This window comes from Williamsia sp. 1138 (genome assembly GCF_002095435.2).
In the GTDB taxonomy this organism is placed as follows: Bacteria; Actinomycetota; Actinomycetes; order Mycobacteriales; family Mycobacteriaceae; genus Williamsia.
The window spans coordinates 1-22,738 of the sequence record NZ_MJEJ02000037.1 but is presented as its reverse complement, the minus strand read 5'-3'; the positions used below and the strand labels follow the sequence as shown (position 1 = coordinate 22,738).

The 22,738-nt window shown below is 64.0% G+C and carries 23 protein-coding genes; 8 read left to right on the top strand and 15 right to left on the bottom strand.

All coding sequences use genetic code 11. From position 1 onward, the window contains the following. The first annotated feature begins 11 nt into the window (after window positions 1–11). Window positions 12–2,012 carry an SDR family oxidoreductase gene (locus BH683_RS09135; protein ID WP_084835942.1) on the top strand — a complete coding sequence of 667 codons (2,001 nt, stop codon included), beginning with the start codon at window positions 12–14 and terminating at the stop codon, window positions 2,010–2,012. A 28-nt stretch (window positions 2,013–2,040) separates the two neighbouring features. Here the strand turns inward: BH683_RS09135 and BH683_RS09130 are convergent, their stop codons facing one another. Genes BH683_RS09130 through BH683_RS09120 form a run of 3 tightly spaced genes read right to left on the bottom strand, consistent with a single transcriptional unit; the run spans window position 2,041 to window position 5,431 of the window. Continuing rightward, window positions 2,041–3,243, bottom strand: coding sequence for a lipid-transfer protein (locus BH683_RS09130; protein ID WP_084835941.1), 1,203 nt, complete (start codon window positions 3,241–3,243; stop codon window positions 2,041–2,043). A gap of 40 nt (window positions 3,244–3,283) precedes the next feature. Beyond that, entirely contained in the window at window positions 3,284–4,441 is a 1,158-nt protein-coding gene (locus BH683_RS09125) for an epoxide hydrolase (RefSeq protein ID WP_084835940.1), read from the bottom strand. A gap of 42 nt (window positions 4,442–4,483) precedes the next feature. Further along, window positions 4,484–5,431, bottom strand: coding sequence for an SDR family oxidoreductase (locus tag BH683_RS09120; RefSeq protein ID WP_084836047.1), 948 nt, complete (start codon window positions 5,429–5,431; stop codon window positions 4,484–4,486). Window positions 5,432–5,448: 17 nt separating this feature from the next. On the opposite strand from BH683_RS09120, the gene BH683_RS09115 reads away from it, so the two are divergent. Further along, on the top strand, window positions 5,449–6,042 hold the full coding sequence (locus BH683_RS09115; protein ID WP_246833273.1) for a TetR family transcriptional regulator: 594 nt from the start codon (window positions 5,449–5,451) through the stop codon (window positions 6,040–6,042). A gap of 139 nt (window positions 6,043–6,181) precedes the next feature. Continuing rightward, window positions 6,182–8,338: an HNH endonuclease signature motif containing protein gene (locus BH683_RS28910; protein WP_246833272.1), complete on the top strand. Its 2,157-nt coding sequence runs from the start codon at window positions 6,182–6,184 to the stop codon at window positions 8,336–8,338. Here the strand turns inward: BH683_RS28910 and BH683_RS09100 are convergent. Then, the gene (locus BH683_RS09100) at window positions 8,335–9,204 is read right to left on the bottom strand and encodes a TIGR03619 family F420-dependent LLM class oxidoreductase (protein ID WP_084835939.1); all 870 of its coding nucleotides are present in this window, start codon (window positions 9,202–9,204) and stop codon (window positions 8,335–8,337) included. The genes BH683_RS28910 and BH683_RS09100 overlap by 4 nt on opposite strands. A 64-nt stretch (window positions 9,205–9,268) precedes the next feature. Next, window positions 9,269–10,417: an acyl-CoA dehydrogenase family protein gene (locus tag BH683_RS09095; protein ID WP_084835938.1), complete on the bottom strand. Its 1,149-nt coding sequence runs from the start codon at window positions 10,415–10,417 to the stop codon at window positions 9,269–9,271. A 194-nt stretch (window positions 10,418–10,611) separates the two neighbouring features. On the opposite strand from BH683_RS09095, the gene BH683_RS09090 reads away from it, so the two are divergent. Continuing rightward, a complete protein-coding gene (locus tag BH683_RS09090; protein WP_084836045.1) occupies window positions 10,612–12,024 on the top strand; it encodes a cytochrome P450 in 1,413 nt (470 codons plus the stop codon). Window positions 12,025–12,034: 10 nt separating this feature from the next. After that, complete coding sequence (locus BH683_RS09085) at window positions 12,035–12,226, top strand: ferredoxin (protein WP_084835937.1); 192 nt, start codon at window positions 12,035–12,037, stop codon at window positions 12,224–12,226. A gap of 11 nt (window positions 12,227–12,237) precedes the next feature. Here the strand turns inward: BH683_RS09085 and BH683_RS09080 are convergent, their stop codons facing one another. Further along, window positions 12,238–13,533 carry an EAL domain-containing protein gene (locus tag BH683_RS09080; protein WP_168187001.1) on the bottom strand — a complete coding sequence of 432 codons (1,296 nt, stop codon included), beginning with the start codon at window positions 13,531–13,533 and terminating at the stop codon, window positions 12,238–12,240. 175 nt (window positions 13,534–13,708) lie between these two features. On the opposite strand from BH683_RS09080, the gene BH683_RS09075 reads away from it, so the two are divergent. Further along, window positions 13,709–14,113 (top strand): hypothetical protein, encoded by a 405-nt coding sequence (locus BH683_RS09075; RefSeq protein ID WP_084835935.1) that lies wholly within the window; start codon window positions 13,709–13,711, stop codon window positions 14,111–14,113. Between the two features lie 27 nt (window positions 14,114–14,140). Here the strand turns inward: BH683_RS09075 and BH683_RS09070 are convergent, their stop codons facing one another. The 7 genes from BH683_RS09070 to BH683_RS09040 all read right to left on the bottom strand — a co-directional run bounded on the left by BH683_RS09070 (window position 14,141) and on the right by BH683_RS09040 (window position 19,471). Then, complete coding sequence (locus BH683_RS09070; RefSeq protein WP_084835934.1) at window positions 14,141–14,761, bottom strand: response regulator transcription factor; 621 nt, start codon at window positions 14,759–14,761, stop codon at window positions 14,141–14,143. Further along, window positions 14,736–15,911: a histidine kinase gene (locus BH683_RS09065; protein ID WP_246833271.1), complete on the bottom strand. Its 1,176-nt coding sequence runs from the start codon at window positions 15,909–15,911 to the stop codon at window positions 14,736–14,738. Before BH683_RS09065 ends, BH683_RS09070 begins: the two co-directional genes overlap by 26 nt. Window positions 15,912–15,916: 5 nt before the next feature. After that, window positions 15,917–16,741 (bottom strand): ABC transporter permease, encoded by an 825-nt coding sequence (locus tag BH683_RS09060; RefSeq protein WP_084835933.1) that lies wholly within the window; start codon window positions 16,739–16,741, stop codon window positions 15,917–15,919. After that, the gene (locus BH683_RS09055) at window positions 16,738–17,679 is read right to left on the bottom strand and encodes an ABC transporter ATP-binding protein (RefSeq protein WP_084836043.1); all 942 of its coding nucleotides are present in this window, start codon (window positions 17,677–17,679) and stop codon (window positions 16,738–16,740) included. The genes BH683_RS09060 and BH683_RS09055 overlap by 4 nt, the downstream gene beginning before the upstream one ends. Then, a complete protein-coding gene (locus tag BH683_RS09050) occupies window positions 17,676–17,915 on the bottom strand; it encodes a hypothetical protein (protein ID WP_084835932.1) in 240 nt (79 codons plus the stop codon). Before BH683_RS09050 ends, BH683_RS09055 begins: the two co-directional genes overlap by 4 nt. A 157-nt stretch (window positions 17,916–18,072) precedes the next feature. After that, window positions 18,073–18,741, bottom strand: a complete 669-nt coding sequence (locus BH683_RS09045) for a TetR/AcrR family transcriptional regulator (protein WP_084835931.1) — start codon at window positions 18,739–18,741, stop codon at window positions 18,073–18,075. A 187-nt stretch (window positions 18,742–18,928) separates the two neighbouring features. Beyond that, window positions 18,929–19,471 carry a TetR/AcrR family transcriptional regulator gene (locus BH683_RS09040; RefSeq protein ID WP_084835930.1) on the bottom strand — a complete coding sequence of 181 codons (543 nt, stop codon included), beginning with the start codon at window positions 19,469–19,471 and terminating at the stop codon, window positions 18,929–18,931. A 76-nt stretch (window positions 19,472–19,547) separates the two neighbouring features. Here BH683_RS09040 and BH683_RS09035 point away from each other — a divergent pair, with 76 nt between their 5' ends. Both BH683_RS09035 and BH683_RS09030 read left to right on the top strand, forming a co-directional pair. Then, the gene (locus BH683_RS09035; protein ID WP_246833270.1) at window positions 19,548–20,540 is read left to right on the top strand and encodes an alpha/beta hydrolase; all 993 of its coding nucleotides are present in this window, start codon (window positions 19,548–19,550) and stop codon (window positions 20,538–20,540) included. Between the two features lie 69 nt (window positions 20,541–20,609). Beyond that, window positions 20,610–21,248 (top strand): TetR/AcrR family transcriptional regulator, encoded by a 639-nt coding sequence (locus tag BH683_RS09030; protein WP_084836042.1) that lies wholly within the window; start codon window positions 20,610–20,612, stop codon window positions 21,246–21,248. Window positions 21,249–21,300: 52 nt separating this feature from the next. On the opposite strand, the gene BH683_RS09025 is transcribed toward BH683_RS09030, so the two are convergent. Next, window positions 21,301–21,786 carry a globin domain-containing protein gene (locus BH683_RS09025; RefSeq protein ID WP_084835928.1) on the bottom strand — a complete coding sequence of 162 codons (486 nt, stop codon included), beginning with the start codon at window positions 21,784–21,786 and terminating at the stop codon, window positions 21,301–21,303. Further along, window positions 21,786–22,738 (bottom strand): oxygenase MpaB family protein (locus BH683_RS09020; protein ID WP_143696021.1); only part of this gene is annotated, 953 nt, incomplete at its 5' end. The genes BH683_RS09020 and BH683_RS09025, both read right to left, overlap by 1 nt.

The following is a 22,738-nucleotide window of genomic DNA, read 5'->3' as shown; positions in this document are numbered from 1 at the left end:
TGTCAGCGGGTATGGCGTATTTTGTGACGGGGGCCACAGGTTTCATCGGTCGAAATCTGCTCGGCGAACTACTGGACAATCGCGACGGCGAGATCTTCGTGCTGGTGCGCAGAGGCTCGCGCCGCAAGATCGAGCGACTCATCCGGCAATGGGATACCGATCGGGTCACCCCGGTCGTCGGGGACCTGCAGGCCGACAATCTCGGAGTCGACCCGGCGTGGATCGCCGACCATCGGGGCGACATCGACCACTTCTTCCACCTCGCGGCGATCTACGACATGACCGCCTCGGACGAGGCCAACGAGATGCTGAATGTCGGCGGTACCCGAGCGGCAATCTCTCTGGCCGAGGCACTCGACGTCGGGTGCTTTCATCAGGTTTCCTCCGTCGCGGCGGCAGGTGAGTTCCGCGGCCGGTTCGACGAATCGATGTTCGACGAGGGCCAGGAACTGCTGTCGGCGTACCACCGCACCAAGTTCGAATCCGAACGCATCGTCCGTGACGAGGCCACTGTCCCCTGGCGCGTCTACCGGCCGGCGATCGTCCTCGGACACTCGGAAACGGGCGCGATGGACAAGATCGACGGGCCGTACTACTTCTTCCCGCTGTTCAGGCGGATGCGAGATGCGCTGCCAGGGGCGCTACCGCTCCTGGGCGTCGACCTCGGGGACACCAACGTGGTCCCGGTCGACTACGTCGCGCGAGCAATGGATCACCTGGCGCATCTGCCCGGCCGAGACGGCGAAGCCTTCCACCTGGTGAACCCGAAACCACAGAACACGGTCGGGATGGTCAACACGTTTGCCGCAGCCGCGGGCGCACCCAAGTTCGCGGTACCAGTCGACCGTTCGGTGACCGACCTGGTGCCGACGTATCTGCTGCCCCGCGCCCTGCAACCGAGCTCCCTGCTCGGCACCGTCGTACGGTCGGGTCCGGCGCAGTTCGCCCTCCGGCAGACCATCGGGCGGTTGGGAATACCGCCCGAAGTCCTTGCGCACGTGTCGTTCCCGGGAACCTTCTCCTCCTACGCGACGGAGGAGGCCTTGGCGGGGTCCGGCATCTCGGTGCCCGAACTCGACACGTACGCGGCCAACCTGTGGACCTATTGGGAACAGTTCCTCGACGACTCGATCAAATCCGATCGCAATGTCGTGAAGGCGCTGTCGGGCAAAACGGTGGTGATCACCGGCGCCTCGTCCGGAATCGGACTCGTCACGGCCGTCAAGGTCGCGAAAGCCGGTGGCATCCCGATCCTGGTGGCCCGCGGACTCGACAAACTCGAGGCGACCAAGGATCTGATCGAGGGGCAGGGCGGCACCGCCTACGCATACGGCTGCGACCTGTCGGACCTCGACGCGATCGACGCGCTGACCAAGCAACTCGGCGACGATTTCGACCACATCGACTTCATCGTCAACAATGCCGGCCGCTCGATTCGCCGGTCGTTGAAGCTGTCGGAAGACCGGTTCCATGATTTCGAACGGACCATGCAGCTCAACTACTTCGGTGCGATCCGGCTCGTGATCGGTCTGCTGCCGACGATGCGTGCACAGGGCGGTGGCCACATCGTCAACGTCTCATCCATCGGGGTGCAGACCAATCCGCCTCGATTCAGTGCCTATGTCGCGTCGAAGGCGGCGCTGGATTCGTGGTCGAACGTGGTGTCGTCGGAGTTGGTCGGCGACGGGATCTCCTTCACCGGGATCCACATGCCGCTGGTGCGGACACCGATGATCGCCCCCACCAAGCTCTACGACCGGTTCCCGACCATCAGTCCAGGTCAGGCCGCAGACAAGGTGATCACGGCGCTGGTCGACCGGCCACACGAGATCAACACTGCCCTGGGCAATCTCGGGTCCGTCGCGCATACCGTCACGCCCAAGCTGGCGTTTCGAATCTTGCATCTGGCCTATCAGGTGTTCCCGGACTCCGCCGCGGCGCGCGGTGATCAAGGCCGCAGCGAGTCCGAGCAGATCCTGCTGGCACGCGTACTCAAGGGCGTGCACTGGTAGCTCCCCGACCTACCCGAGGTCGGGGCGCTCAGCGTTCGGCGGGACGGTAGGCGGTCACCACCACGGCGCCACCGAGCCCGATGTTGTGTTGGAGCGCGATCTTCGCGCCGTCGACCTGACGTTTGTCGGCGGTGCCCCGGAGTTGCCACGTCAACTCGCTGGCCTGCGCCAGCCCGGTGGCTCCGAGGGGATGGCCTTTCGAGATCAGACCACCGGACGGGTTCACCACCCAGCTGCCCCCGTAGGTGGTCTCCCCGCCGTCGATCAGCTTTCCACCGTCGCCCTCACCACACAGGCCCAGCGCCTCGTATGTGAGCAGCTCGTTCACGGAGAAGCAGTCGTGCAGTTCGATGACGTCGACGTCGGCCGGCTCGATCTCCGCCTGCTCGTACACCTTTCGAGCTGCGTGGCGGGTCATGTCGGCGCCGACGATGGTGATCGCACTCTTGTCGGTGAAGGTGGTCTCGAGGTCGGTGACCATGGCCTGACCGACGATCTCCACGGCCTGCGCGGCCAGACCGTGCTCGTCGACAAAACGCTCGCTTGCCAGGACCACCGCGCCGGAGCCGTCGGAGGTCGGTGAGCACTGGAGCCTGGTCAGCTCGATCGGCTCGTAGATCATCTTCGCGGCCTTGATCTCGTCGAGCGAGTACTCGTCCTGAAACTGGGCGTACGGGTTGTTGATCGAGTGCCGGTGGTTCTTCTCGCCGATCTTGGCGAAGTGCTCGGCGGTGGTCCCGTAGCGCTGCATGTGTTCGAGGCCTGCGGCGCCGAACATCCACGGCGCGGCGGGGAATGCGAACTCGAACAGTTCCGACTCTGCGGCGATGTGGCGCATCAGTGGCTGTTCACGGTCTTGGGCTCCACCCGCGAGCGAGCCCGGTTGCATCTTCTCGAATCCCAACGCCAGCACACAATCTGCCAGTCCGCCGCGGATCGATCGAGCTGCCAGATACAGCGCCGTCGAGCCAGTGGAACAGTTGTTGTTCACGTTCGTGATCGGGATACCCGTCATGCCGAGCTCGTAGATGGCACGTTGACCACACGTCGAGTCGCCGTAGACATAGCCGACGTGCGCTTCTTCGATCTGGTCGAAGGTGATGCCGGCATCCTCGAGTGCGCTGGTGCCCGATTCCTTGGCCATGGCCGGATAGTCCCAGCCCTCCTTGCGGCCAGGCTTCTCGAACTTGGTCATCCCGACACCGATCACAAAGACACGATTTCCGCTCATCGTGTCAGCGTCTCATGATCAGGCCGATGGTATGTGCGGATCAGCGGTAGGGGCGAAAGAACTCCCGCAGTTCCTGTGCGTACAGCTCGGGCTCCTCGAACGGCGCGAAATGCCCGCCCCGAGCCGGTTCACTGACGCGCGTAACGTTCGCCGTGCGATCGAGCCACTCTCGCGGCGGCAGGACAACGTCTCCGGGAAAGAGCGAGAAGCCGGACGGCACCTGAACTCGTCGAGCGTATTGCTCGGGCGGAATCGCGCCGTTTGCCCGGTACATCCGTATCGATGAGCCGATCGTCTCGGTGAGCCAGTAGATCGTGATGTTCGTGAGGATTTCGTCTTTGCTGAAGGCGCGTTCGACGTCACCGTCGCAGTCACTCCACGCTCGCAGTTTTTCGACGATCCATGCGGCGAGGCCCGCCGGTGAGTCGTTCAATCCGACCGCAGCGGTCTGTGGTTTGGTGCGGTGAATGGCCGCGTATGCGCCCTCGGATTGTCCCCACGCCACGGCGCCGTCGACCCACTCCTGTTCGGATGGGGTGAGATTCGTTGGCGCGCCGGGGTAGAGAGGGAGTCCGGCGTCGGTACGGTGGACCGCCACGACCCGGTGCGGATTGTCGAGGGCGAGATAGCGACTCACGTGGCTGCCGATGTCGCCTCCTGCTGCGCCGAACCGTTCGTAGCCGAGGACGCCCATCAGTTCGGCGAACAGACCGGCGACAGCGACAGAGTCCAACGGATCCCCCGGCGGGCGATCGGAGTATCCGAAGCCGGGCACGTCTGGCACCACGACATCGAACGCGTCCGCGGGGTCTCCGCCGTATCTGCCCGGATCCGTCAGCAGTGACACGACTTTGGAGTACCGCCAGAAGGAGTCCGGCCAGCCGTGGCTGAGTATCAGCGGGAGTGCTGCGATGTCGGAATTCGCCCGCGCATGAACGAAGTGGATACCGAGTCCACCGATCGGGACCCGGAAACGGGGAAGCGCGTTCAACGCAGCTTCCTGAGCAGGCCAGTCGAATTCCTCGACCCAGTAATCAACCAGTTCTCGGAGGTAGTCGACATCGGTGCCGAGCGCCCATCCGCAGTCCTCGGGAGCATCTGGCCACCTGGTCCTTCGCAGACGTGCCCGCAGATCCTCGAGCGCGGCGGTGGTTGTCTTCGACGTGAACGGTTCGGGCTGCGGTGACAGGTCCGGCATAAGGTGGGATTTTATCCGAGCGCGCACCTGGTCGACCGAACCTCAGGCATTCGACGGCGTGCGGAAGTACGATCCGGCGTCGAGGTCGGCGATGAGACCGGGGCCGGTGGGCGACCAGCCCAGCAGCTCCTGGGTCACGGCGCTCGACGCCGGGACATCGAGACCGAAGAACGCTCCGATCCAGCCGAAGTGGGCTGCGGCGTCGGCAGGATCGACCGATCGGGTCGGGAGGCCGAGACCGCGTCCGATGGCTTCGGCGATCTCGCGGGTGGGGATGCCCTCTTCGCCCACTCCATGGACGACCGACCCGGCGGGGGCTTTCTCGAGTGCGAGTCGAACCAGTCGGGCGGCATCGGTCCGATGAACCGCAGGCCAGCGGTTCTCGCCGTCGCCCACATAGCCCGAGATGCCTCGTTCTCGAGCGACACCGACGATCGTGGAGATGAACCCGTGGTCGCCTTCCCCATGAACGGAAGGCGAGAATCGCAGGCTCACCGTCCGCACACCGCGTTCGGCGTACCCCAGGGCCAGGGTCTCACCACCGCCTCGGGGTGAGTCGGGTGCGCTGTTGGGATTGGAATCATGTTCGGTGAGTACACGTCCCACGCCAGCGATGGCGACGCCGGAGGCGAACAGCAGTGGCCGGTCCGAGCCAGCCAGCGTCTCGCCGAGCGCCTCTATCGCGGCCCGCTCGGTGCGGCCGGCGCCGGCGTAATCGGAGAAGTCGTGCTTGAAGGCGAGGTGGATGACGCCGTCGGATGCCTCGGCACCCGCGCGCAGGCTGTCGAGATCATCGAGGCTGCCGCGGTGTACGTCGGCCCCGATCTCGGAGAGTGCTGCGGCCGCCGCGTCCGATCGGGCAAGGCCCACGACCTGGTGGCCTGCGCCCTGGAGTTGGGGCACGACGGCTGAGCCGATCCAGCCGGAGGCTCCGGTGATGAAAATGCGCGTGAGGTCTCGCTTTCTCGAAGTGATGTCAGTAACTGACATCACCGACTGTAGCACTGATGTCAGTCACTGTCATCGTCTACTGTTGGTCGGTGGGACGATGGGAATCAGATGCGCGTGGCCGACTCATGGCAGCGGCGATGGAGCTCTATGGTGAGCGTGGGTTCGAGCAGACGACCGCCCGTGAGGTCGCCGACCGCGCCGGCGTCACCGAGCGCACCTTCTTCCGGCATTTCACTGACAAGCGCGAAGTGTTGTTCTCGGGATCTCAGCTTCTGCAAGAGCTCATCGTCGGCGCCGTTGCCGAGGCGTCGCCGGAGATGGATCCGGTTGCGGTGGTCGGGGTCGCGATGGAAAGTGCCAAGGTCTATTTCGATCGGGATCAGGCGCGGCGCCGGAATGCCCTCATCATCTCCAATCCGAGCCTTCGCGAGCGGGAGCTTCTCAAGCTGGCCAATCTGACCGTCGCTGTGGCGCAAGCACTTCGGGAACGAAACGTCGCTCATCTACCTGCGCAACTTGCCGCCGAGGTCGGGGTGAGTGCCTTCAAGGTCGGATTCGAGGTCTGGATAACCGACGGCTGCACCGACGACTTCGACGTGTGTGTCCGGCGCACGCTCGATGTGCTGCGCGAGATCGTCTCCGAGGATTGACCTTTCGACTTCACAGATGCACCCGTTTCGGTCAAACGCTCCAGCTTGCAGCCGGAGCGTTTGACTGAAACGGGTGGATTTGCAGTCACTTTCGGCCAGGGCGGCCGAATTGTCAGAGGCCCGTGGCATAGTCGACAATATGTTCGAAGAGCGGATGGAAGCAGCGTTCCGGGGTCTGGGGGTGTCGACCCCACATCTGCTGCGTCCGCGCGAACTCACCACATCTATGCAGCAACTCGCTCACGTGAAAGGCCTTGCTGCCTGGTCTGAATATGCGACCGCTGCCGAGATCCATCGGCAGTTGGCCCAGCCCACCGCCGAGGTGGACGTGCGCCAACTAGACGGATGGGCACATTGCTCGGCGCGGGTAGGAGCAGCGCTCGGGGTGACGCCGGGATGGGCCGACAACGTGATCCGCCGGGGCCTGGCCTTGCGCGACCGACTGCCGCAGGTGAACGAGGCACTGCGAGCAGGCCGGGTCGCGCCCCATCACGTCGGCGATATCGTCTCGCGCACCGAACTGGTCGACGGCATGCCGTGGTCGGCGTCGGTGGATGGGGAAATTGCCGAGATGTTGTGGCGCGACGGTGCCTGGTCCGCCGATCGGATGCGAAACATGGTCGATCAGATCGTGTTCCGCCATGACCCCGAGGGGGTACGGGAACGCCGGTCCCGGGCCAGAGACGGCCGGAACTTCAAGCGGTACGCCACCGCCGACGGCATGGCCGATGTGGTGGCGTCGATGACCGCCGAGAACGCCCTGCTCTTGGAGAAGCGGGTGCAGCAGTTGGCCACTCAGGTCTGCGGGAACGATCCCCGCACGACACCGCAGCGTCTGTCGGATGCGATGTTCTGTGCCACCATGGACGTCGACTTCCTTTGCCAGTGCGGTGATTCCGAAGGTTGTGAGTTCGCGCGTCCGCACGACAGTGACGGTGACAGCGACGGCGGCACACAGTTCGTGGTTCACGTCGTGATGGATCAAGCGACCGTCGAAGGGCGAGCAAACAACGCCGCGCTGATGGACGGTCATGGGGTGATCTCAGGTGACCACGCCCGCGAGATCGCCCGCAGGCCCGACGCCCGAGTTGCTCCGCTCGGTGGTGAACTGGCTAAGGACGTCCTCGATCAGCCGTCATCGGTGCCCGACTCTGCCGCAGATGACCTGCATACCCCTGCGGCGAAGGAACTTAGTCCCGAGGAGCTGCTTGACGAGATCAAGCGCCTGGTCAAAGCCAAAGAAGACGCGAAACGTCCACCGACGAAAGAACCAAACGTCCGCGCAGACGAAAATGGCGCTCGGGCAGAGGAATCCTCGTCAGCTGACTTTGACGATTCGATTGATGACAAGGGCCACTCCGAACACGACCACGACCACGACCACGGCCACGGCCACGATCGTGCGGACAACGATCGTCTTCCGCAGCCCGAAGGAGAAGCCGACTCGACCCATCCGGCGCACGGTGCCCAAGCTTCGGAGGATGTGCCGCCCGACCACAGTTCCGAAGCAGCGGAATCTGGGCACACCGACACGGCCAAGGCCGGTAATACTGCCGAACCCGAGGATCCCGTCGACGCACACACCGAGCATCCGAGAACCGAATCGACAGAAACCACAGGTGAGGATTCACAACCGAACACACCGGAGCCGAAGCCTCCCGCGCCAGAATCAGAAGCCGCATGTGAGCGCCCGAACCGGGCCGAACGTCGCCGGCGGCGCACACGGAAAACCCAGACAGCACTGCCGAAGTCGCAACCGGGCAACGCTTATCGGCTGTCGGCTGCCCTCAACAGGTTTGTCCGGATCCGTGATGCCTACTGCACCTTCCCCGGCTGTCGAAGGCCCGCTTGGAAATCGGAAGTCGACCACACCGACGAATACGACCACGACAACCCCGACGCTGGGGGACAAACCAGCGCCGAAGGCACCAAGTGCCTGTGCAAGTTCCATCATCTGCTCAAGACGTTCGGCAACTGGATCGACTTCCAGGTCACCGACGAAAACGGACGCACCCGCATCGTCTTCATCAGCCCCGAAGGAGTTCGATTCCACGGACCGGCATGGTCAGGAGAAGACCTCTTTCCTGCGCTGTTGGACATGACGTGGCGCGACGCTGGACCTCGCCGGGGAGCGCCGCCCGACATGCCAACGCGCGGGCGAACCCGACTGGCGGATAAATACGCCCGCCGCCGCGCAGAACGGAACCGCAACCGTCGACGGATCGAAACGCCGACACCGCCGCCGCCTCCTCCGGAACAATGCGCCGAACACGACGGCCCGCCGCCACCGTTCTAGGTCGTCGGCCAATGGACGAGCACGTCGTCGCGAAAACGTTTGAGGTCGAGAATCTTCTGCTCAGTGGAGACATCGCCGCCGCTGTAGAGGAGCCACGGCATCGTCAGGATGTGGGTGATCCCGGCGGCCTCGGCATACCGGTAGTGGTCGGTGGTGAAGGCGTCGGTGAGGGGCGCGATGATGGAGAAGTCGGTGCTCGTCCGTCCGTATTGCTCTCGGAGTTCTTGCAGGCGGACCGTTGTGGTGATCGCCTCGTCCGTGGTCATGAGGTCGCCGATCCAGCCATCGTGCTGGGCGGCCCGGTGGAACGCGCGGTCGGACAGTCCACCGATCAGAATAGGGATTCGTGGTGGTGTAGGAGACATCTCCACTCGGGGGACGCTGTAGCTCTCGCCGTCGAACTCGGTCCAGCCCGGAGTCCACAGAGACTTCATCAGTTCGACCATCTCGTCGGTCCGCCGGCCGCGGCCCTCGAAACGCGCGCCCATCAGCTCGAACTCATCTCGACTCCAGCCCACCCCGAGACCGAGTTCTACCCGGCCACCGCTGAGCACCGAGGCCGTACCGATGGCCTTGGCGGCGGTGAAGGGGTCACGCAGGGCCGCGATGTACACCGTGTTGACGAATCGCAGTCGGCTGGTGCACTGCGCGAGGCTGCCGATCAGAACCCACGGATCTGGCCAGTCGGTGAACCGATCCCAGCGTCTCGCTCCGTCCTCGGTGTAGGGATACGGCGTTGCCATCTCTTCGAAGTCGACGACGTGGTCGGGGATGCCCAAACCGTGATAGCCGAGTTCGTCTGCTGCGCGGGCAATTTCGATAACCTCTGCGGTGGGTAGAAACGCAGTGCTGATGTAGAACTTCACAAAGTGGACAGTAGTCTATTTCTCGGTCCGAGCAGAAGGTCCTCGCAGACCCACTGCCACGGCGTCAGAATCCGAGGTCGCGGCCGATCAGATCCTTCATGATCTCCGTGGTTCCACCGAAAATCGTCTGGATTCGCACATCGACGTAGGCTCGGGCCACGGCGTATTCGTTCATGTACCCATAGCCGCCGTGCAGCTGGAGGCAGTTGTCGATGACCTTCTTGCCCAGCTCGGTACACCACCACTTCGCCTTGGCTGCGTCGACTGCGGTCAGCTCGCCGGCAACGACCCCCGCGAGGCATCGGTCCACGAACTGCTCGGCGATGTCGAGTTCGGTGGACATCTCGGCGATGGTGAACCGGTTGGCCTGAAAAGAACCGATGGGCTGGCCGAATGCCTTGCGGTCCTTCGCGTACTGAAGGGTTTCCTCGTAGATGGCCCGGGCGCCGGCAATGGCCCCGATGGCGATGGACAGCCGTTCGGACGGAAGGTTCTGCATCAGATGGTAGAAACCCCGGTTCTCGGTTCCCAACAGATTCGCCGCCGGAACGCGCACGTCCGTGAAGTGCAGTTCGGCGGTGTCCTGTGCCTTCTGTCCCATCTTGTCGAGCTTGCGGCCACGCTCGAAGCCGGGCATATCGCGTTCGACGACCAGCAACGAGAACGCCTTGTGCTTGGCGGCGGGGTCGGGGTCGGTGCGGCAGACCACGATGACCAGGTCGGAGTTGATACCGGCGGAGATGAAGGTCTTGGAGCCGTTGAGCACCCAGTCATCGCCGTCACGCTTCGCGGAGGTCTTGATGCCGGAGAGGTCGCTGCCCGCCCCGGGCTCACTCATCGCGATCGCCCCGATGATCTCGCCGGAGGCAAACCCAGGGAGCCATCGCTGCTTCTGTTCGTCGGTTCCCAGTGATACGAGGTACGGCGCGACGATATCGTTCTGGAGACTAAAAGACGGTGATGCGGAACCGAACTTGGTCAGCTCCTCGACGATGACGGCGTTGAAGCGGAAGTCGTCCACCCCGCCGCCGCCGTATTCCTCGGGGATGTTGAAACCGATCAGCCCGACCTCGCCGCCCTTCTTGTACACCTCGCGATCAACCTGCCCCTCGCGTTCCCAGGCGTCGGCGTAGGGCTTGATCTCACGTTCGATGAAGTCTCGCGCCGTGGCGCGGAGTTGTTCGTGCTCGGTCTCGAAAACAAGTCTCTTCATCGAAGCTCTCCCATGCCGGTGCGGTTGCGGCCGCGGTCCGGCCAAAACCTGAGATCGGATTCACTTTACAGGTAGACTCCCAACTTGGAATGAAAAACTGAGTTTGTTCCATTGTGGGTAGAGTCCTGATGTGGCCGCTCGATTGGTCGGCCCGAAGCGATGGGGATGGTCACGCAGTGCAGACAGAAACGAAGATGAAGCTGCAGGCAGCAGCCGCAGCGGTCGTGGAGAAGTACCCGAGTTCGCCACATGCGCTGGCGCAACCACCGGTCGGTTCCGACCTCAAGCCGGTGATGGGAGATTTCGGCGCCCCGGGAATCGGGCACACCCTCGCGGGTATCGCCGACCCGCTCCGGGTCGCGCGAGACCGCTACGACGAGTTCGGGCCGGTGTCCTGGTCCGGCGTCCTCGGGATGAAGATCGTGAACCTGGTCGGCCCGGAGGCGCTGCAGCAGGTCTGGTCCAATCGCGACAAGGCCTTCTCCAGCGAAGAGGGCTGGGAGCCGATGATCGGCCCGTTCTTCCGTCGCGGAGTGATGCTGATGGACTTCGACGAGCACCTGCACCACCGCCGGATCCTGCAGCAGGCCTTCACCCGGCCACGGCTGGTCGCCTACCTCGACATGATGACGTCGCGGATCGTGAAGACGATGGATGCGTGGGAGCCGGGAGCCGACTTCCCGATCTACACCCGCAGCAAGGAGATGCTCCTGGCGATCGCGACCGAGGTCTTCGTCGGTGCCCAACTGGGACCCGAAGGGTCGAAGCTGGAGCACGCCTTCGAAGATGCGGTGAAAGGTGGGCAGGCAATCGTCCGGGCAAACATGCCCGGTGGCACGTGGTCGAAGGGTCTGAAAGGTCGTCGGATACTGCAGGAGTATTTCCGCTCTGAGCTGCCCGCCCGTCGCGCCGGGGACGGAGACGATCTGTTCAGCGTCTTGTGCCACAGCGAAAGTGATGAGGGACATACGTTCTCGGATGAGGACATCGTCAATCACATGATCTTCGCGATGATGGCCGCGCACGACACGAGCACACTCGCGGTGTCGATGCTGACCTATTACCTCGGACTCAATCCGCAATGGCAAGATCGGCTCCGCGCCGAATCCCTGGCCTTGGGGAAGCCCACGCTCGAGTACGGCGACCTCGACTCGCTACCGAGCCTCGACCTGGCCTTCAAAGAAGCGCTGCGCTTGAATGCCCCGGTCGGCATGCTGTTCCGAAAGACCTTGAAAGACACCGATGTGATGGGACATTTCATTCCGGAAGGAACTCTGGTCTCGATCAATCCGTACGCCACCATGAGGATCGCCGACTTCTGGCACGACCCCGACGTGTTCGATCCCGAGCGCTTCACCCCCGAGCGGGCCGAGGACAAGTCGCACCGATTCGCATGGGCGCCGTTCGGCGGTGGCGCGCACAAGTGCATCGGCCTGTATTTCGGTGGCATGACGGTGAAGGCGACCATGCACCAGCTCCTCCAGCGTTTCGAGTGGAGTGTGCCCGACGACTACGAGATGCCGCTGGTCTGGGGCACGGGGCCGACGCCCGCGGACGGCCTCCCGATCACGATGCGCCGCAGGACCGCGGACCGGCCGACGTCATGAGGGAGTACCGATGAGGGCGATCGCGAATCGGGAAGTCTGTGAGGGCCACGGGATCTGCGAGTCCATCGCGCCTGATGTGTTCCAGGTCGATGACGACGGAGAGGTGTCGGTGTTGGCCGACAACCCTCCCGAATCTGAAGCGAACGCGGTGCGTCTAGCCGTCGAGAGTTGCCCCGTTGCGGCGTTGTTGATCGAGGACTGACACCACAACGCTCAGCCCAGGTGCTGCAGCAACGCCCGGGCTGCCGCGACCACCGTCAGGCGATCGTGGGTGATCGCATACGTGTATTCGCGGTCCGTTCCGTCCTCGGGGCCCGGATCAAAGGCGATCAAAGCGGCGAAGAAGTGTCTGCCCAATACGATCACCGTCCACTCGCGGGCGAGCGGATGGTCATTCGGTATCGCTGTGCCCCGCACGCCGGGCGCAGGTTCGGTCGGCATGTCCACGGCAACCACGGCGACAAGGGAGTTCGACGCCGCCAGCTCGCCGTATCGTTGCTGATCGGCGCCGGTGAAGTGAACTGCCTGTTGGAAATTCGCCAGAATCGTCAGGGGCTCCCCTGACGCGAGTGCCTGCTCCTCGAAATAGTGCGAATAGCGCACAAGAACGGGACGGGTCGCCGTACGAGGTGGATCGGCGTCGAGCAGATCTGAGGGTTTCGCCGGAATGTGCAATGGATTTCCGCTGAGATGCACCCTGCGGCCGGCAGGCACCGGTGGCCAGCGCGTCGGTGGTAGTTCGGCGGGCCTGCCGAGTAGCCATCCCTGCCCGAGCGTCGCACCGAGATCGACGGCGCGCTGCAGGTGGGCCTCGGTCTCGATACCTTCGGCGAGGATCACCGCGCCGGTGGCCTCGGCATAGGCAGACACGGCCATGATGATGTGTAACTGCTCGTGATTGGGTGAACCGGCGATGAGGGTCCCATCGAGTTTCACCACGTCCGGTGCGATGAGAGACAACAGCGTCAGGGAGTCGGCATTGCGCCCCACATCGTCGAGCGCGATGCCCAATCCGCGGTGGCGGGCATCGGCGACGACGTTGAGCAATTGCGCAGGATTTCCGAGCAGGGCGCGCTCGGTCAACTCCAGGACCACCCGAAGTCCACTGGTGGAGGTGTCGAAGATGTTCCCCGAGTCCGGCGGCCGGTCGATCAGTGCGTCCGGTTCGACGTTCACGAAGATCGTCATCCCGTCGTCGAGATAGCCCAGCGACGTAACGGTGTCCAGCGCGGCATTCCGACATGCCCGATCGACCTCGGAGACGCGACCGAGTGCCCGGGACCTTTCGATGACGAGGGACGGATCGACCCCGGGCGCGTGCGGCCAGCGGGCCAGCGCCTCGGCCCCGACCACCGAATCCGCACCCAGGTCGACGATGGGTTGATACAGCGGGCGGACCTGCAGCACCGAGGCCGGTGACTCCAGGACGCGTTCGACCAGGCTCTCTTGCGTGATATCCGAGCGCGCCGGGACAGGGCGCTGCGCGGGGTCGTTCCCGGGATTTTTCACGAGCACCGGCTTTCCGGTAGGTCGCCCTCGAACGAAGTGATCGACAAATCGTCGACGCGCTGCGGCTCACGATAGTCCGCGTACGCCGCGTCGGAGCGTGAACGGTGCTCTGGACGCGGCGGCCACCGAGGCGAGAGGTGCACACTGGAGGTCGAACCCATCGACAGGAGACCCCATGAGCAACAACGGACCGTTCGGATTCGACCCTGACGATCTCGACCGCATCGCCCGCGAGGCCAGTGAGGGCTTCCGCGACATGCTGGGGCAGGTGGCCAAGGGTATGGGCCAGTCGGGAGGCGGGGGCAACCCCCTCGCGGCGATGTTCGGCGAGACGATGTTCCGAGGCGCCACCCAGCAGACCAAGCAGCCGGCGCCGACACGTGAGACGACGGGGGAGACCGGCGACGGCGTGTGGGCCATCTACACCGTCGACGACGACGGGACGGCCCGCATCGACCAGGTCTTTTCCTCCGAACTCGACGCCCTGCGCGCGCACAAGGACAACGTCGACGCGCGCCGCCGCGTTCGTTTCCTGCCCTACGGTGTCTCGGTCGGGGTCCTCGACGACGCAGAGTCGTGAACCAGCCGTCAGCTCGACCGGGCGGCCCTAGATCCACCCGTGTTCGCGGGCTTTGAGCGCGGCCTCGTACCGGTTGGACGCACCTAGTTTGGCCATCGCCGACGACAGGTAATTGCGGGCTGTTCCGGCGGACAGGTGCGCACGCTTCGCGATCTCGTCCACCGAGGCGCCATCGATCGCGAACTCCAGGACATCGGCTTCCCGGGCGGTGAGCATGCTGTCGCCCGCACTGATGGCCTCGGCAGCCAACTGAGGGTCGACGTGTCGACCACCGCCGTGGACGGTCCGGATCACCTCGGCGAGAGTCGCTGCGGATGCCGTTTTCGGGAGGAAGCCGCGCACTCCGGCGGTGAGAGCCTTCTTGAGGTAGCCGGGCCGGCCGTGGCTGGTGACGATCAGAATCCCTGCGCCCGGGCTGAGTGACAGGATCTCGATGGCCGTCTCGATTCCGTCGAGACCGGGCATCTGCAGGTCGATGACCGCGACCGCCACGGCTTCGTCGTCAGCGACTCGGGCGCGCCATGCGCTGAGAAGCTCCTCGCCCGAGTCGACATGGGTGATGACCTCGAGGTCGTCCTCGAGGTCGAGCAATGCGGCCATGGCGGAGCGGATGAGGGTTTCGTCATCGGCCAGCAGTACTGGAATCATTGTTCTCCCATAGTATTTCGAGCAAGAAACCATCGCCGGTGACAGTGGTGTCGAGGCGGGCGCCGACCGCGGTGAGACGTTCGGCGAGCCCGACGAGTCCCGAACGTTCGTCGGTGCTGTGACCGGCATCGGGGGCGCCGTTGTTGCGCAACGACATTCCACCGTCGCCGAGGGTGAGTGTTGCGGACGTTGCTGCGGAGTGCTTGACGATGTTCGTGGTCCCCTCACGAACCGCCCAGGCGGCGACCTCGTGGAACGCGGCGGGCACGCGTGCCGGCTCGCCCTCGACGACGAGGTCACAGCCGGCAGCTGACAGCAGTGAACGGGCGCCCGCGACCTCGGTCACGAGGTCGATGCCGCGATAGCCCCGCACGAGTTCCCGCATCTGGTCCATCGATTCGACGGCGAGGGCTTTGACCTCGTCGATCTCCGCGGTCGCGCGCTCGGCCGCTCCTGCCCGGGAAAGCGTCGCCGCCAGTTCGCTTTTGACCGCGATTGCCGAGAAACTCCGGCCCACCACATCGTGGAGGTCACGGGAGAAACGCAGTCGTTCCTCGGCCACCTGTAAACGGGCCTCGACGTTCTTGGTGCGTTCGAGCTCATCGACGACCCTCAATCCCCACAGCGTGAGCAGTGCGGTCAAGATGATGAAGCCTCCGGTGAAGAAGATGATCGTCGCCACCTGCAGACCCGCGGTCGCCGTCGATCCGAGTCCGAGGCCGGTCGCTGTGCTCATGGCCGCCAGGAACCACCACTTGCGGCGCGCGAACGACACCACCGACAAGATCGCCAGCAGTGTGACATACGTGCCGGTCAGCCGTGCCGCATCGAGCACGGCGTCATCGGATGCGCGGTTCGCGATGATGACGCAGCTCGTCCACGCGATGATCGGCACCGCGATGCCGATCGGGAGTGCCCAGCGCCGCAATGCTTTCGGCGACCAGGCGGCCAGTTCAGGCTGAGCCGCGACGGCCACAATGGCGGCGATGCCCGCCGCTACGATCATCGCTACCGACCACGGGACGTCCACGGCGCCGATTGCCGCAGCTCCCGCCACCACGGCGATCGCCCCCTGGAGCGTGAGTTGTGTGTACAGCCGGAACTTGTCCGGCGCAGACAGCTCACGCCACCAGGAGGCCACCGAGGTCACTCTGTTCACCTGCGATCGTCCCACCGGAAGCTTGTCTTGATCACGGCAAGCGTCAGCACGGTCCATAAACCCAGTGTTGCAAGAGGCTGGCCCATCTCCGTGAAGGTACCCGCGAAGTCTGCCGCTGCGGTGGCCTCGCCGGCTGTGGCGAGCTTGCCGGATGCGCCGAGGGAGATGAGGTCGGACAAGGCGGCGAACGGCGTCCAGTCGACGATTCCTGCCATCCGGTCCGGTAGCACGTCGCGAATGGAGGTGAGGCCGACGAACGCGAGGATCATGACCGGCATCGACGTGATCTGCGCCGCCTCGGCGTTCTTGGTGACGGCGCTCGTGGCCAGACCCAGAAGCGAGAAGACGATGATGCCCGCGACCAGCGCGATCACCAGGGCTGCCGCGTTGATCGGCGCCGGCGAACCCGCGCCGTAGATCACACCGGCGACGATCGCGCCGCCGAGCACGGTGAGCAGCGCGCTGGGTACCGCCGGGGCGGCCTGGATCTGCCAGTCCGAGGCCTCACCGGTGCGCAGTCGCTTGAGCACCCCTTCACCTCGGCGGGTGGTGATCAGCGACAGGACCGAGTAGTACTGCACGAACAGAAATGCCATCAGCGCGAACATCTCCAGCCCGGTGGTCGCGACCTCGGCGGTGGTCCCGGAGTCGTTGCGGGTCAGGAAGAACGTGATCAGCGGTAACGCGACCGGGAACACCGTCCCCATGATCACGAGCGTCTTGTTTCGACGGAACTGGCGGTACTCGGCCTTGGACAGGGCGGTCAGCGGACGCCGGCCGAAGCCGACGCCGGCCGTGGTGGGTGGGCTCATGGTGGTCATCGTGATGCTCCGATCATGTCGGGGGTGGGTGCCGATGTGTCGGCAGGGTCGTCGGCGATGTCCAGGAACACCGACTCGAGTGAGGCCGCTCGTGCTTCGAGACCGTTCAGCTGCAGTCGGTGCGCGCCGGCCCAGGCCAGCAACTCGGACAGATGGGCCTGGAGGTCGTGGGTGTGGATCGTCACTCGCGACTGCGCGTCGATGCCCGCGCCCTGCAGCGGTGGCAAAGGCAATCCCGGGTGATCGAACACGATGCGTGCCGGGTGCTGGTCGACGATCTCGCGCAGCGACCCGCGGCGGGCGATCTGCCCCTTGTGCATGATCGCGATGGTGTCGGCCAGGGCCTCGGCCTCGTCGAGATAATGGGTGGTCAGGACCATCGTGACGCCGGCGGCCTTGAGGCCGGCGAGCAGACGCCAGGTAGCGCGTCGACTCTCGGGGTCGAGCCCGGTGGTGGGTTCGTCGAGGAAGAGCAGTCGCGGCTGACCGAGCAGTGCGCAGGCCAGGTCGACCCGTCGCTTCTCGCCGCCGGACAACGATCCGACCCGGACGTCCGCACGGTCGGTGAGCCCGACCTGCTCGAGAACCGCTTCGGCGGTCGTGGGGTTGCTGCAGGTGCCGCGCCACATCTCCAGTGTCTCGGCGATGGTCAGTTCGGCGGGCAGGCCACCGGACTGCAGCATGATGCCCACCTGCGGGCGGACCAGCTTGCGGTCCTTGCGTGGGTCCAGGCCGAAGACCTCCACGGCACCTTCGGTAGGTGCTTCGAGACCTTCCAGGAGGTCGAACGTCGAGGTCTTGCCTGCACCGTTGGTGCCGAGGAGGGCGAACACCTCGCCCTCTGCGACGTCGAGGTCGATGCCCTTGACCGCTTCGAAGGCGGAGTCGCCCTGGCCGTAGACCCGGCGGAGGCTGCGTGCGGAGATCACGTTCCTCATCGCGAACCCCACTTCCGGCTGCCGACGGCCCAGCGGATCGCGAACATCACGACGATCGCTGCTGCCGCGATCGCCATCACGACGACCGGCGCTGCTGCGACCAACGAGATGATTCCGAACAGTACGAAGGTGCTGACGATGACAGCCACCTCTCGAGACCGTGTCGGTGCGGGACCGAAGCGCATCGAATCCGACATGAGATTGCCTAGCGGTGAGTCGTTCTGTGTTGTGGTCATGGCAATAACCCTGGTCGAGTTCAGGCGTCGGCAGTAGTGCGCGCGATCATCGATAAAGCCTGGTTATTGCACTGAAGCACCATGACAAAAGTCATCGGTTGCAGTTTGTCTTCGGACCGCTTGTCAGATTGGCAGGCGTCAGGGTCCTTCTCCGGCGTCAGTCGGTTACGACTCGGTCATCAGAAATCGCAAACCCGTTGACGCAGAACTGCCAGACTTCGGCAGCATCGATTCGTTGGCTCGCCTCGTCGCCAGCGCTGGACTGCGCCAAGAACATCACGGTCCGCGTGGTCATCGATGCCATCTTCGCGGGGTTTGCGTCGGGGTGCAGATCGCCGGCTACCGCTGCGGCGTCCATCAGCTCGGTGAAGAGCGCGAGAAGTGGGGCATGGGCAACCCTCACCTCGGCGGGATGAGTGAGGAGCAGCTGCGGAGCGAACACACCGAGTAGTGGGCGGGTGCCTACGAGATCAGGGCGGCAGATGTCAAACAATGACTGGACTGCAACCTCGAGACGCCGGATCGGTTCGGTCTGCTCCGAGGTCGATGCGCGGATCTGATCTGTCGATCGGCCGATTGTGTCTTCAAGCAATGCCAGAAGCAGTTCGTGCTTACCGTCGAATTGCAGGTAAAAGCTACGTAGCGACTGTTTGGAACGATCCACAACCTCTTGGACTGTGAACTCGGTCGTCCCCCTCTCCGCAATTATGGCTTGGGCGGCGTCGAGGAACTTCTGAACGCGCTGCTCGGCCCGCACTTTCGCGGTTTTGATGGACCGCTCGACCGCGCGCTGCTTCCATGCGGGCTCTTCGTTTGGAATGGTCACGAGGCGTCCGCTTCGAAACACCTATCGGGTGCCGATCCGGCGCCCAGTCCCGATGTCGACCGGCGGCCAGATGTGGAGAACATGGCTGGCACACTACCGGAACTGAGGTTGACAAAAATCGGTTGGGGACGTCGCAGACAGTGCAAGTAGATCGACCACACGCGCATCCGGGTGTCCGAGCGGTGGCTCACGTAAGCCCGTCAGAGTCGGTGATGCGAGCGACGAGTAATTCGATGATCTCGCGTCGCTCGGTTTCGTTGCCGGGATGTGTGAGTAAGCCTTCGACCACGAACGCAATGATGTGGCTCGCCGGCCCTGCATCATCGGGTGGCAGATCGGCGCGGGTCAGTGAGTCGGCCATCGTGTGGAAAGTGTTGTGCCACTGGTCGATCACCGTTGAGCTGGCGCGTCGCGAATGGACGGTGTCGACGAGGTTGCGCATCGCGGACAACTCTTCGACCGCGAACATGATCTTGTCCGCCAGGGGACGCTGTGCCATTGGTTCGTACCGCGCCATCGCCTCGGCAAGTAGTTCTTCCAGGACAGCCACCAACACGTGGTCTTTGTCGGGGAAGTACCAGTAGACGGTGTTCGCGGTGACGCCGGCGTCGGCGGCGATCTTACTCAGCGCTGTGTCGTCGTAGCCGTTGTCGACAAAGAGTCGGCGAGCGGAGGCGACGATCTCGTCCCGCTTCTCCGCCCGTGCTCGTGGACGACGATTGGCGGGCATGCGAACAGGTTACTTGATCGGCGATCAAGAAGGCGGTACGGTTCTTGAACACCAATCAAGAAAAGGGGGCCGCGCCGTGTCCAGTGGTGACCAATACACCCAGGCCGAAGAGTTCTTCACCAGTCACGGGGTCCGATGCGCCGCGACGGTGTACCGGCCCAGCGCGCCGGTGGGCCCGGTACCGGTGGTCGTCATGGCTCATGGTTTCGCCGCGACGAGGGGGATCCGGCTACCTGCCTACGCGGAACGCTTCGCGGCCGCCGGGTACGCCGTGGTCCTGTTCGACTATCGCTACTTCGGAGACAGTGAGGGTGAGCCCCGCCAACTGCTCGACGTCCGATCGCAACTCGATGACTGGCGCGCAGCGATCACGTTCGCCCGGTCTCTGCAGTGTGTCGATGCCGAGCGTGTCATCGCCTGGGGCACATCATTTGCCGGAGGTCATGTGCTGACGTTGGCCGGCCATGGTGAGCGGCTGGCCGCGGTCATCGCTCAGGTGCCCCATGTCAGTGGTCCCGCGGCGGTGCGCGCCACGGGTCTGCGGCAGGCGTTGCGGCTGGCGCCGGTGGGGCTGAGCGATCTGGTCGGATCCTACTTCGGGCGACCGCCTCGATACGTCGCGGCGGTCGGATCCGAAAATTCAGTCGCGGCTCTAGCCGCCCCGGGCGCGATGGCCGCGTTCGAGCGACTGATTGCCGAATCGAGTATTCGGCGCGGTGATCACCCGGAGACCGTCGCCGCGCGAATCCTGGTCAAGATCGGGCTCTACTCGCCGGCGCGAACGGCCCGGAAGATCACCTGTCCGGTGTTGATCCAGGTGGCGGCGTCAGACAACATCGCGCCGGCTGCCGCTGCGATGAAAGTCGCCCGGGCCGCCCCGGATTCGACGCTGCTGCGCTACGAGTGCGGTCACTTCGGCCCCTACGTCGATCCCTTTTTCCCGGCCGTGGTCGCCGATCAGCTGTCGTTCCTGAATGAGAGGGTGCCCCCAGCTCCCGAAAGGGATGATCGCCAGTACTTCGTAGGGCCGGACTTCGCGACGGGTAAGAATTCGCCTAACGTGAAGTGAATCGTGGACCATGTTGCTCGGCGATTCGGCGGCGTTTCCACCAGGCGAAGTAGGACGGAGATGACGGGTATGGCGTCACCACGCAGGCTCGGCGCACCGGATGCGAAGAATCGAACCGTGCTCTTGGACGCCACCGAACGATTGATGGTCGAGCAGGGGTACGCCGCAGTCAGTTCGCGCCGAGTTGCCGAGGCAGCGGGTCTCAAGCCGCAACTCGTCCACTACTACTTCCGTACCATGGATGAACTTTTTTCCGCGGTTTTTGCGCGCAGCGCCGAGCGGCTAATCGAAGTCCACACGCTCGCTCTACAGGCTTCTCAGCCGCTATGGGCATTATGGCGATTCAGCACCGATCCGGCAGCGACCGCGCTGACCATGGAGTTCATCGCTCTGGCGAACCACCGAAAGGACTTGCGAGCGGAGATAGGGCGCTACGTCGAGCACGTTCGGCTCGACGCAGCGCGCGTGATCGAAGAATCGTTGACGCGCTACGGAGTTGACCCCGAGGACATGCCGGCGGTTGTGGCCATCACGCTGATGACGAGTGTCTCACGGGTGCTGATCGTGGAGGAGTCACTCGGCATGAAACCAGGGCAGAAGGAGACCCTCGAGTTCGTCGAGTCGTATCTCCGCAAGCTGGAGGGCGAGCCGCATATCGACGAGCTCGAGGCATTGACGGGCGTGTCCGCCCCGAATAACCCTGCGTAAAGCCGGATTGGGAGACCGTCCCGTAGAAGCCTCTAACCGACGCTGCCCGTGCTCACCGCCTCGACGATGACCCCAAAGGTGTTGGCGATGACGTCGAAGAGATAGAAGATTGTGGAGAGCATGTTGTTTCGTCCTTTGCTTCTGTTGGATAGGCGTCGAGCATGATCACGGTCACTGCGGTGAGCGCTTCGTTCCAGGCAACCGACATGTCGTCAGTCCATGTGTCGCCGCCGACGGCGGCCATGGTGGTCACCAATGTTGTTGCGACCCAGCCATACATCTGAGGGGTGACCCCAAGCGAGGCGTGGACTCGCCCCAGTGACCCCACCGACTCTTGGAGCCAGCCAGGGTCATCGAGATGGTCCAGTACGGCGACGATGGCCTGCTGCAACATGGCAGCCTGCGGACGTATGTTCGTTCCGAAAAGATCTCGCACCGAGGGATGTTCGTCGAACAACCTCTCGTAGAAACGGATGGTGAAGTCCGGATCGCCTGCCCCGACCAGTGTCAGGCTGTGTTCCAGGAGATCTTTGTCCATCAGGGGTGGTTGGGGTTGTTGATGACGGGGATGCTGATGTTGATGGGCATGCGTAGTTCTGACATGTAGAACAGGACGAATTGGCGGAGGAATTCGTCGAAGAGCCAGTAGGCTTCTTCGGGTACGCCGAGGTCGAGTCCGCCTTCGCGGACGATGACGTAGGGGCCCCAGGCGGTTTCGAGTAGTGGTGTCCATACGGGTTCGGTGGGGATGTGGAGCCAGTTGGCGATGTCGTTGCCGAGCATGAAGCGGGTGAGGGCGCCGAGGATGGGTCTGCTGAGCAGGGTGAGGTCGAGGTTCATGCCCAGGCTCAGGAGGATGTCGGCGAGTTTGATGCCTTCGGGGGTGGGGGCGAGGATGGGGTCGAGGACTTGTTTGGCTTGGGAGTCGGCTTCGTTCCAGGAGGAGGGGATGTATTGGTCTTCGACGCCGAGTAGGTGCGCGGCCAGTTGCCAGGAGTGCAGGAACCCTTCGGATTCGTCGGCGGCGATGGGGACTTTCCACTTTGTGAGGTTGCGCATCACCGTGGTGGGCAGTGAGTGCCAGGTGACCATGATGTCGGCTTGGCTGATGGGTATGTCTTCGGGTGCTGAGTTCACCCAGTGCGGCGATTGGGGTAGCAAATGGCGAACGGCGGCGTGTGCGAGGCGGGTTTTGACGCAGGTGACGACCATTTCGCCGTCGGGTTGGTAGGCGTTGAGTGAGCCGATGTCGTAGCCGAGTTTGGCGGTTTTGGTGATGCGGTCTTTCATGTCCGCGCCGCCTTTGGAGTAGTAGACCGCGCGGGCTTCTTTGGGGATGACGGTGCTCATCATGCCGCTGGCGAAGCCGTAGAGGACGCCGAGGTAGGTGCCGCGTTTTTGGTTGAAGTTGACTGCGCTGACGAGTTTTTGTTCGTCGGCCCAGTCGGGGAGTTGTTTGGCGTGTTCCATGAAGTCGCGGAGTTCGCTGG

What these genes read in the sequence shown, in the direction of transcription:
- BH683_RS09135 (WP_084835942.1), top strand. Translation starts at nt 12, where the DNA reads ATGGCGTATTTTGTGACGGGGGCCACAGGTTTCATCGGTCGAAATCTG.
- BH683_RS09130 (WP_084835941.1), bottom strand. Translation starts at nt 3,243, where the DNA reads ATGAGCGGAAATCGTGTCTTTGTGATCGGTGTCGGGATGACCAAGTTC.
- BH683_RS09125 (WP_084835940.1), bottom strand. Translation starts at nt 4,441, where the DNA reads ATGCCGGACCTGTCACCGCAGCCCGAACCGTTCACGTCGAAGACAACC.
- BH683_RS09120 (WP_084836047.1), bottom strand. Translation starts at nt 5,431, where the DNA reads ATGTCAGTTACTGACATCACTTCGAGAAAGCGAGACCTCACGCGCATT.
- BH683_RS09115 (WP_246833273.1), top strand. Translation starts at nt 5,449, where the DNA reads ATGTCAGTCACTGTCATCGTCTACTGTTGGTCGGTGGGACGATGGGAA.
- BH683_RS28910 (WP_246833272.1), top strand. Translation starts at nt 6,182, where the DNA reads ATGTTCGAAGAGCGGATGGAAGCAGCGTTCCGGGGTCTGGGGGTGTCG.
- BH683_RS09095 (WP_084835938.1), bottom strand. Translation starts at nt 10,417, where the DNA reads ATGAAGAGACTTGTTTTCGAGACCGAGCACGAACAACTCCGCGCCACG.
- BH683_RS09090 (WP_084836045.1), top strand. Translation starts at nt 10,612, where the DNA reads ATGAAGCTGCAGGCAGCAGCCGCAGCGGTCGTGGAGAAGTACCCGAGT.
- BH683_RS09085 (WP_084835937.1), top strand. Translation starts at nt 12,035, where the DNA reads ATGAGGGCGATCGCGAATCGGGAAGTCTGTGAGGGCCACGGGATCTGC.
- BH683_RS09075 (WP_084835935.1), top strand. Translation starts at nt 13,709, where the DNA reads ATGAGCAACAACGGACCGTTCGGATTCGACCCTGACGATCTCGACCGC.
- BH683_RS09070 (WP_084835934.1), bottom strand. Translation starts at nt 14,761, where the DNA reads ATGATTCCAGTACTGCTGGCCGATGACGAAACCCTCATCCGCTCCGCC.
- BH683_RS09060 (WP_084835933.1), bottom strand. Translation starts at nt 16,741, where the DNA reads ATGACCACCATGAGCCCACCCACCACGGCCGGCGTCGGCTTCGGCCGG.
- BH683_RS09055 (WP_084836043.1), bottom strand. Translation starts at nt 17,679, where the DNA reads ATGAGGAACGTGATCTCCGCACGCAGCCTCCGCCGGGTCTACGGCCAG.
- BH683_RS09050 (WP_084835932.1), bottom strand. Translation starts at nt 17,915, where the DNA reads ATGACCACAACACAGAACGACTCACCGCTAGGCAATCTCATGTCGGAT.
- BH683_RS09040 (WP_084835930.1), bottom strand. Translation starts at nt 19,471, where the DNA reads ATGCCCGCCAATCGTCGTCCACGAGCACGGGCGGAGAAGCGGGACGAG.
- BH683_RS09030 (WP_084836042.1), top strand. Translation starts at nt 20,610, where the DNA reads ATGGCGTCACCACGCAGGCTCGGCGCACCGGATGCGAAGAATCGAACC.
- BH683_RS09025 (WP_084835928.1), bottom strand. Translation starts at nt 21,786, where the DNA reads ATGGACAAAGATCTCCTGGAACACAGCCTGACACTGGTCGGGGCAGGC.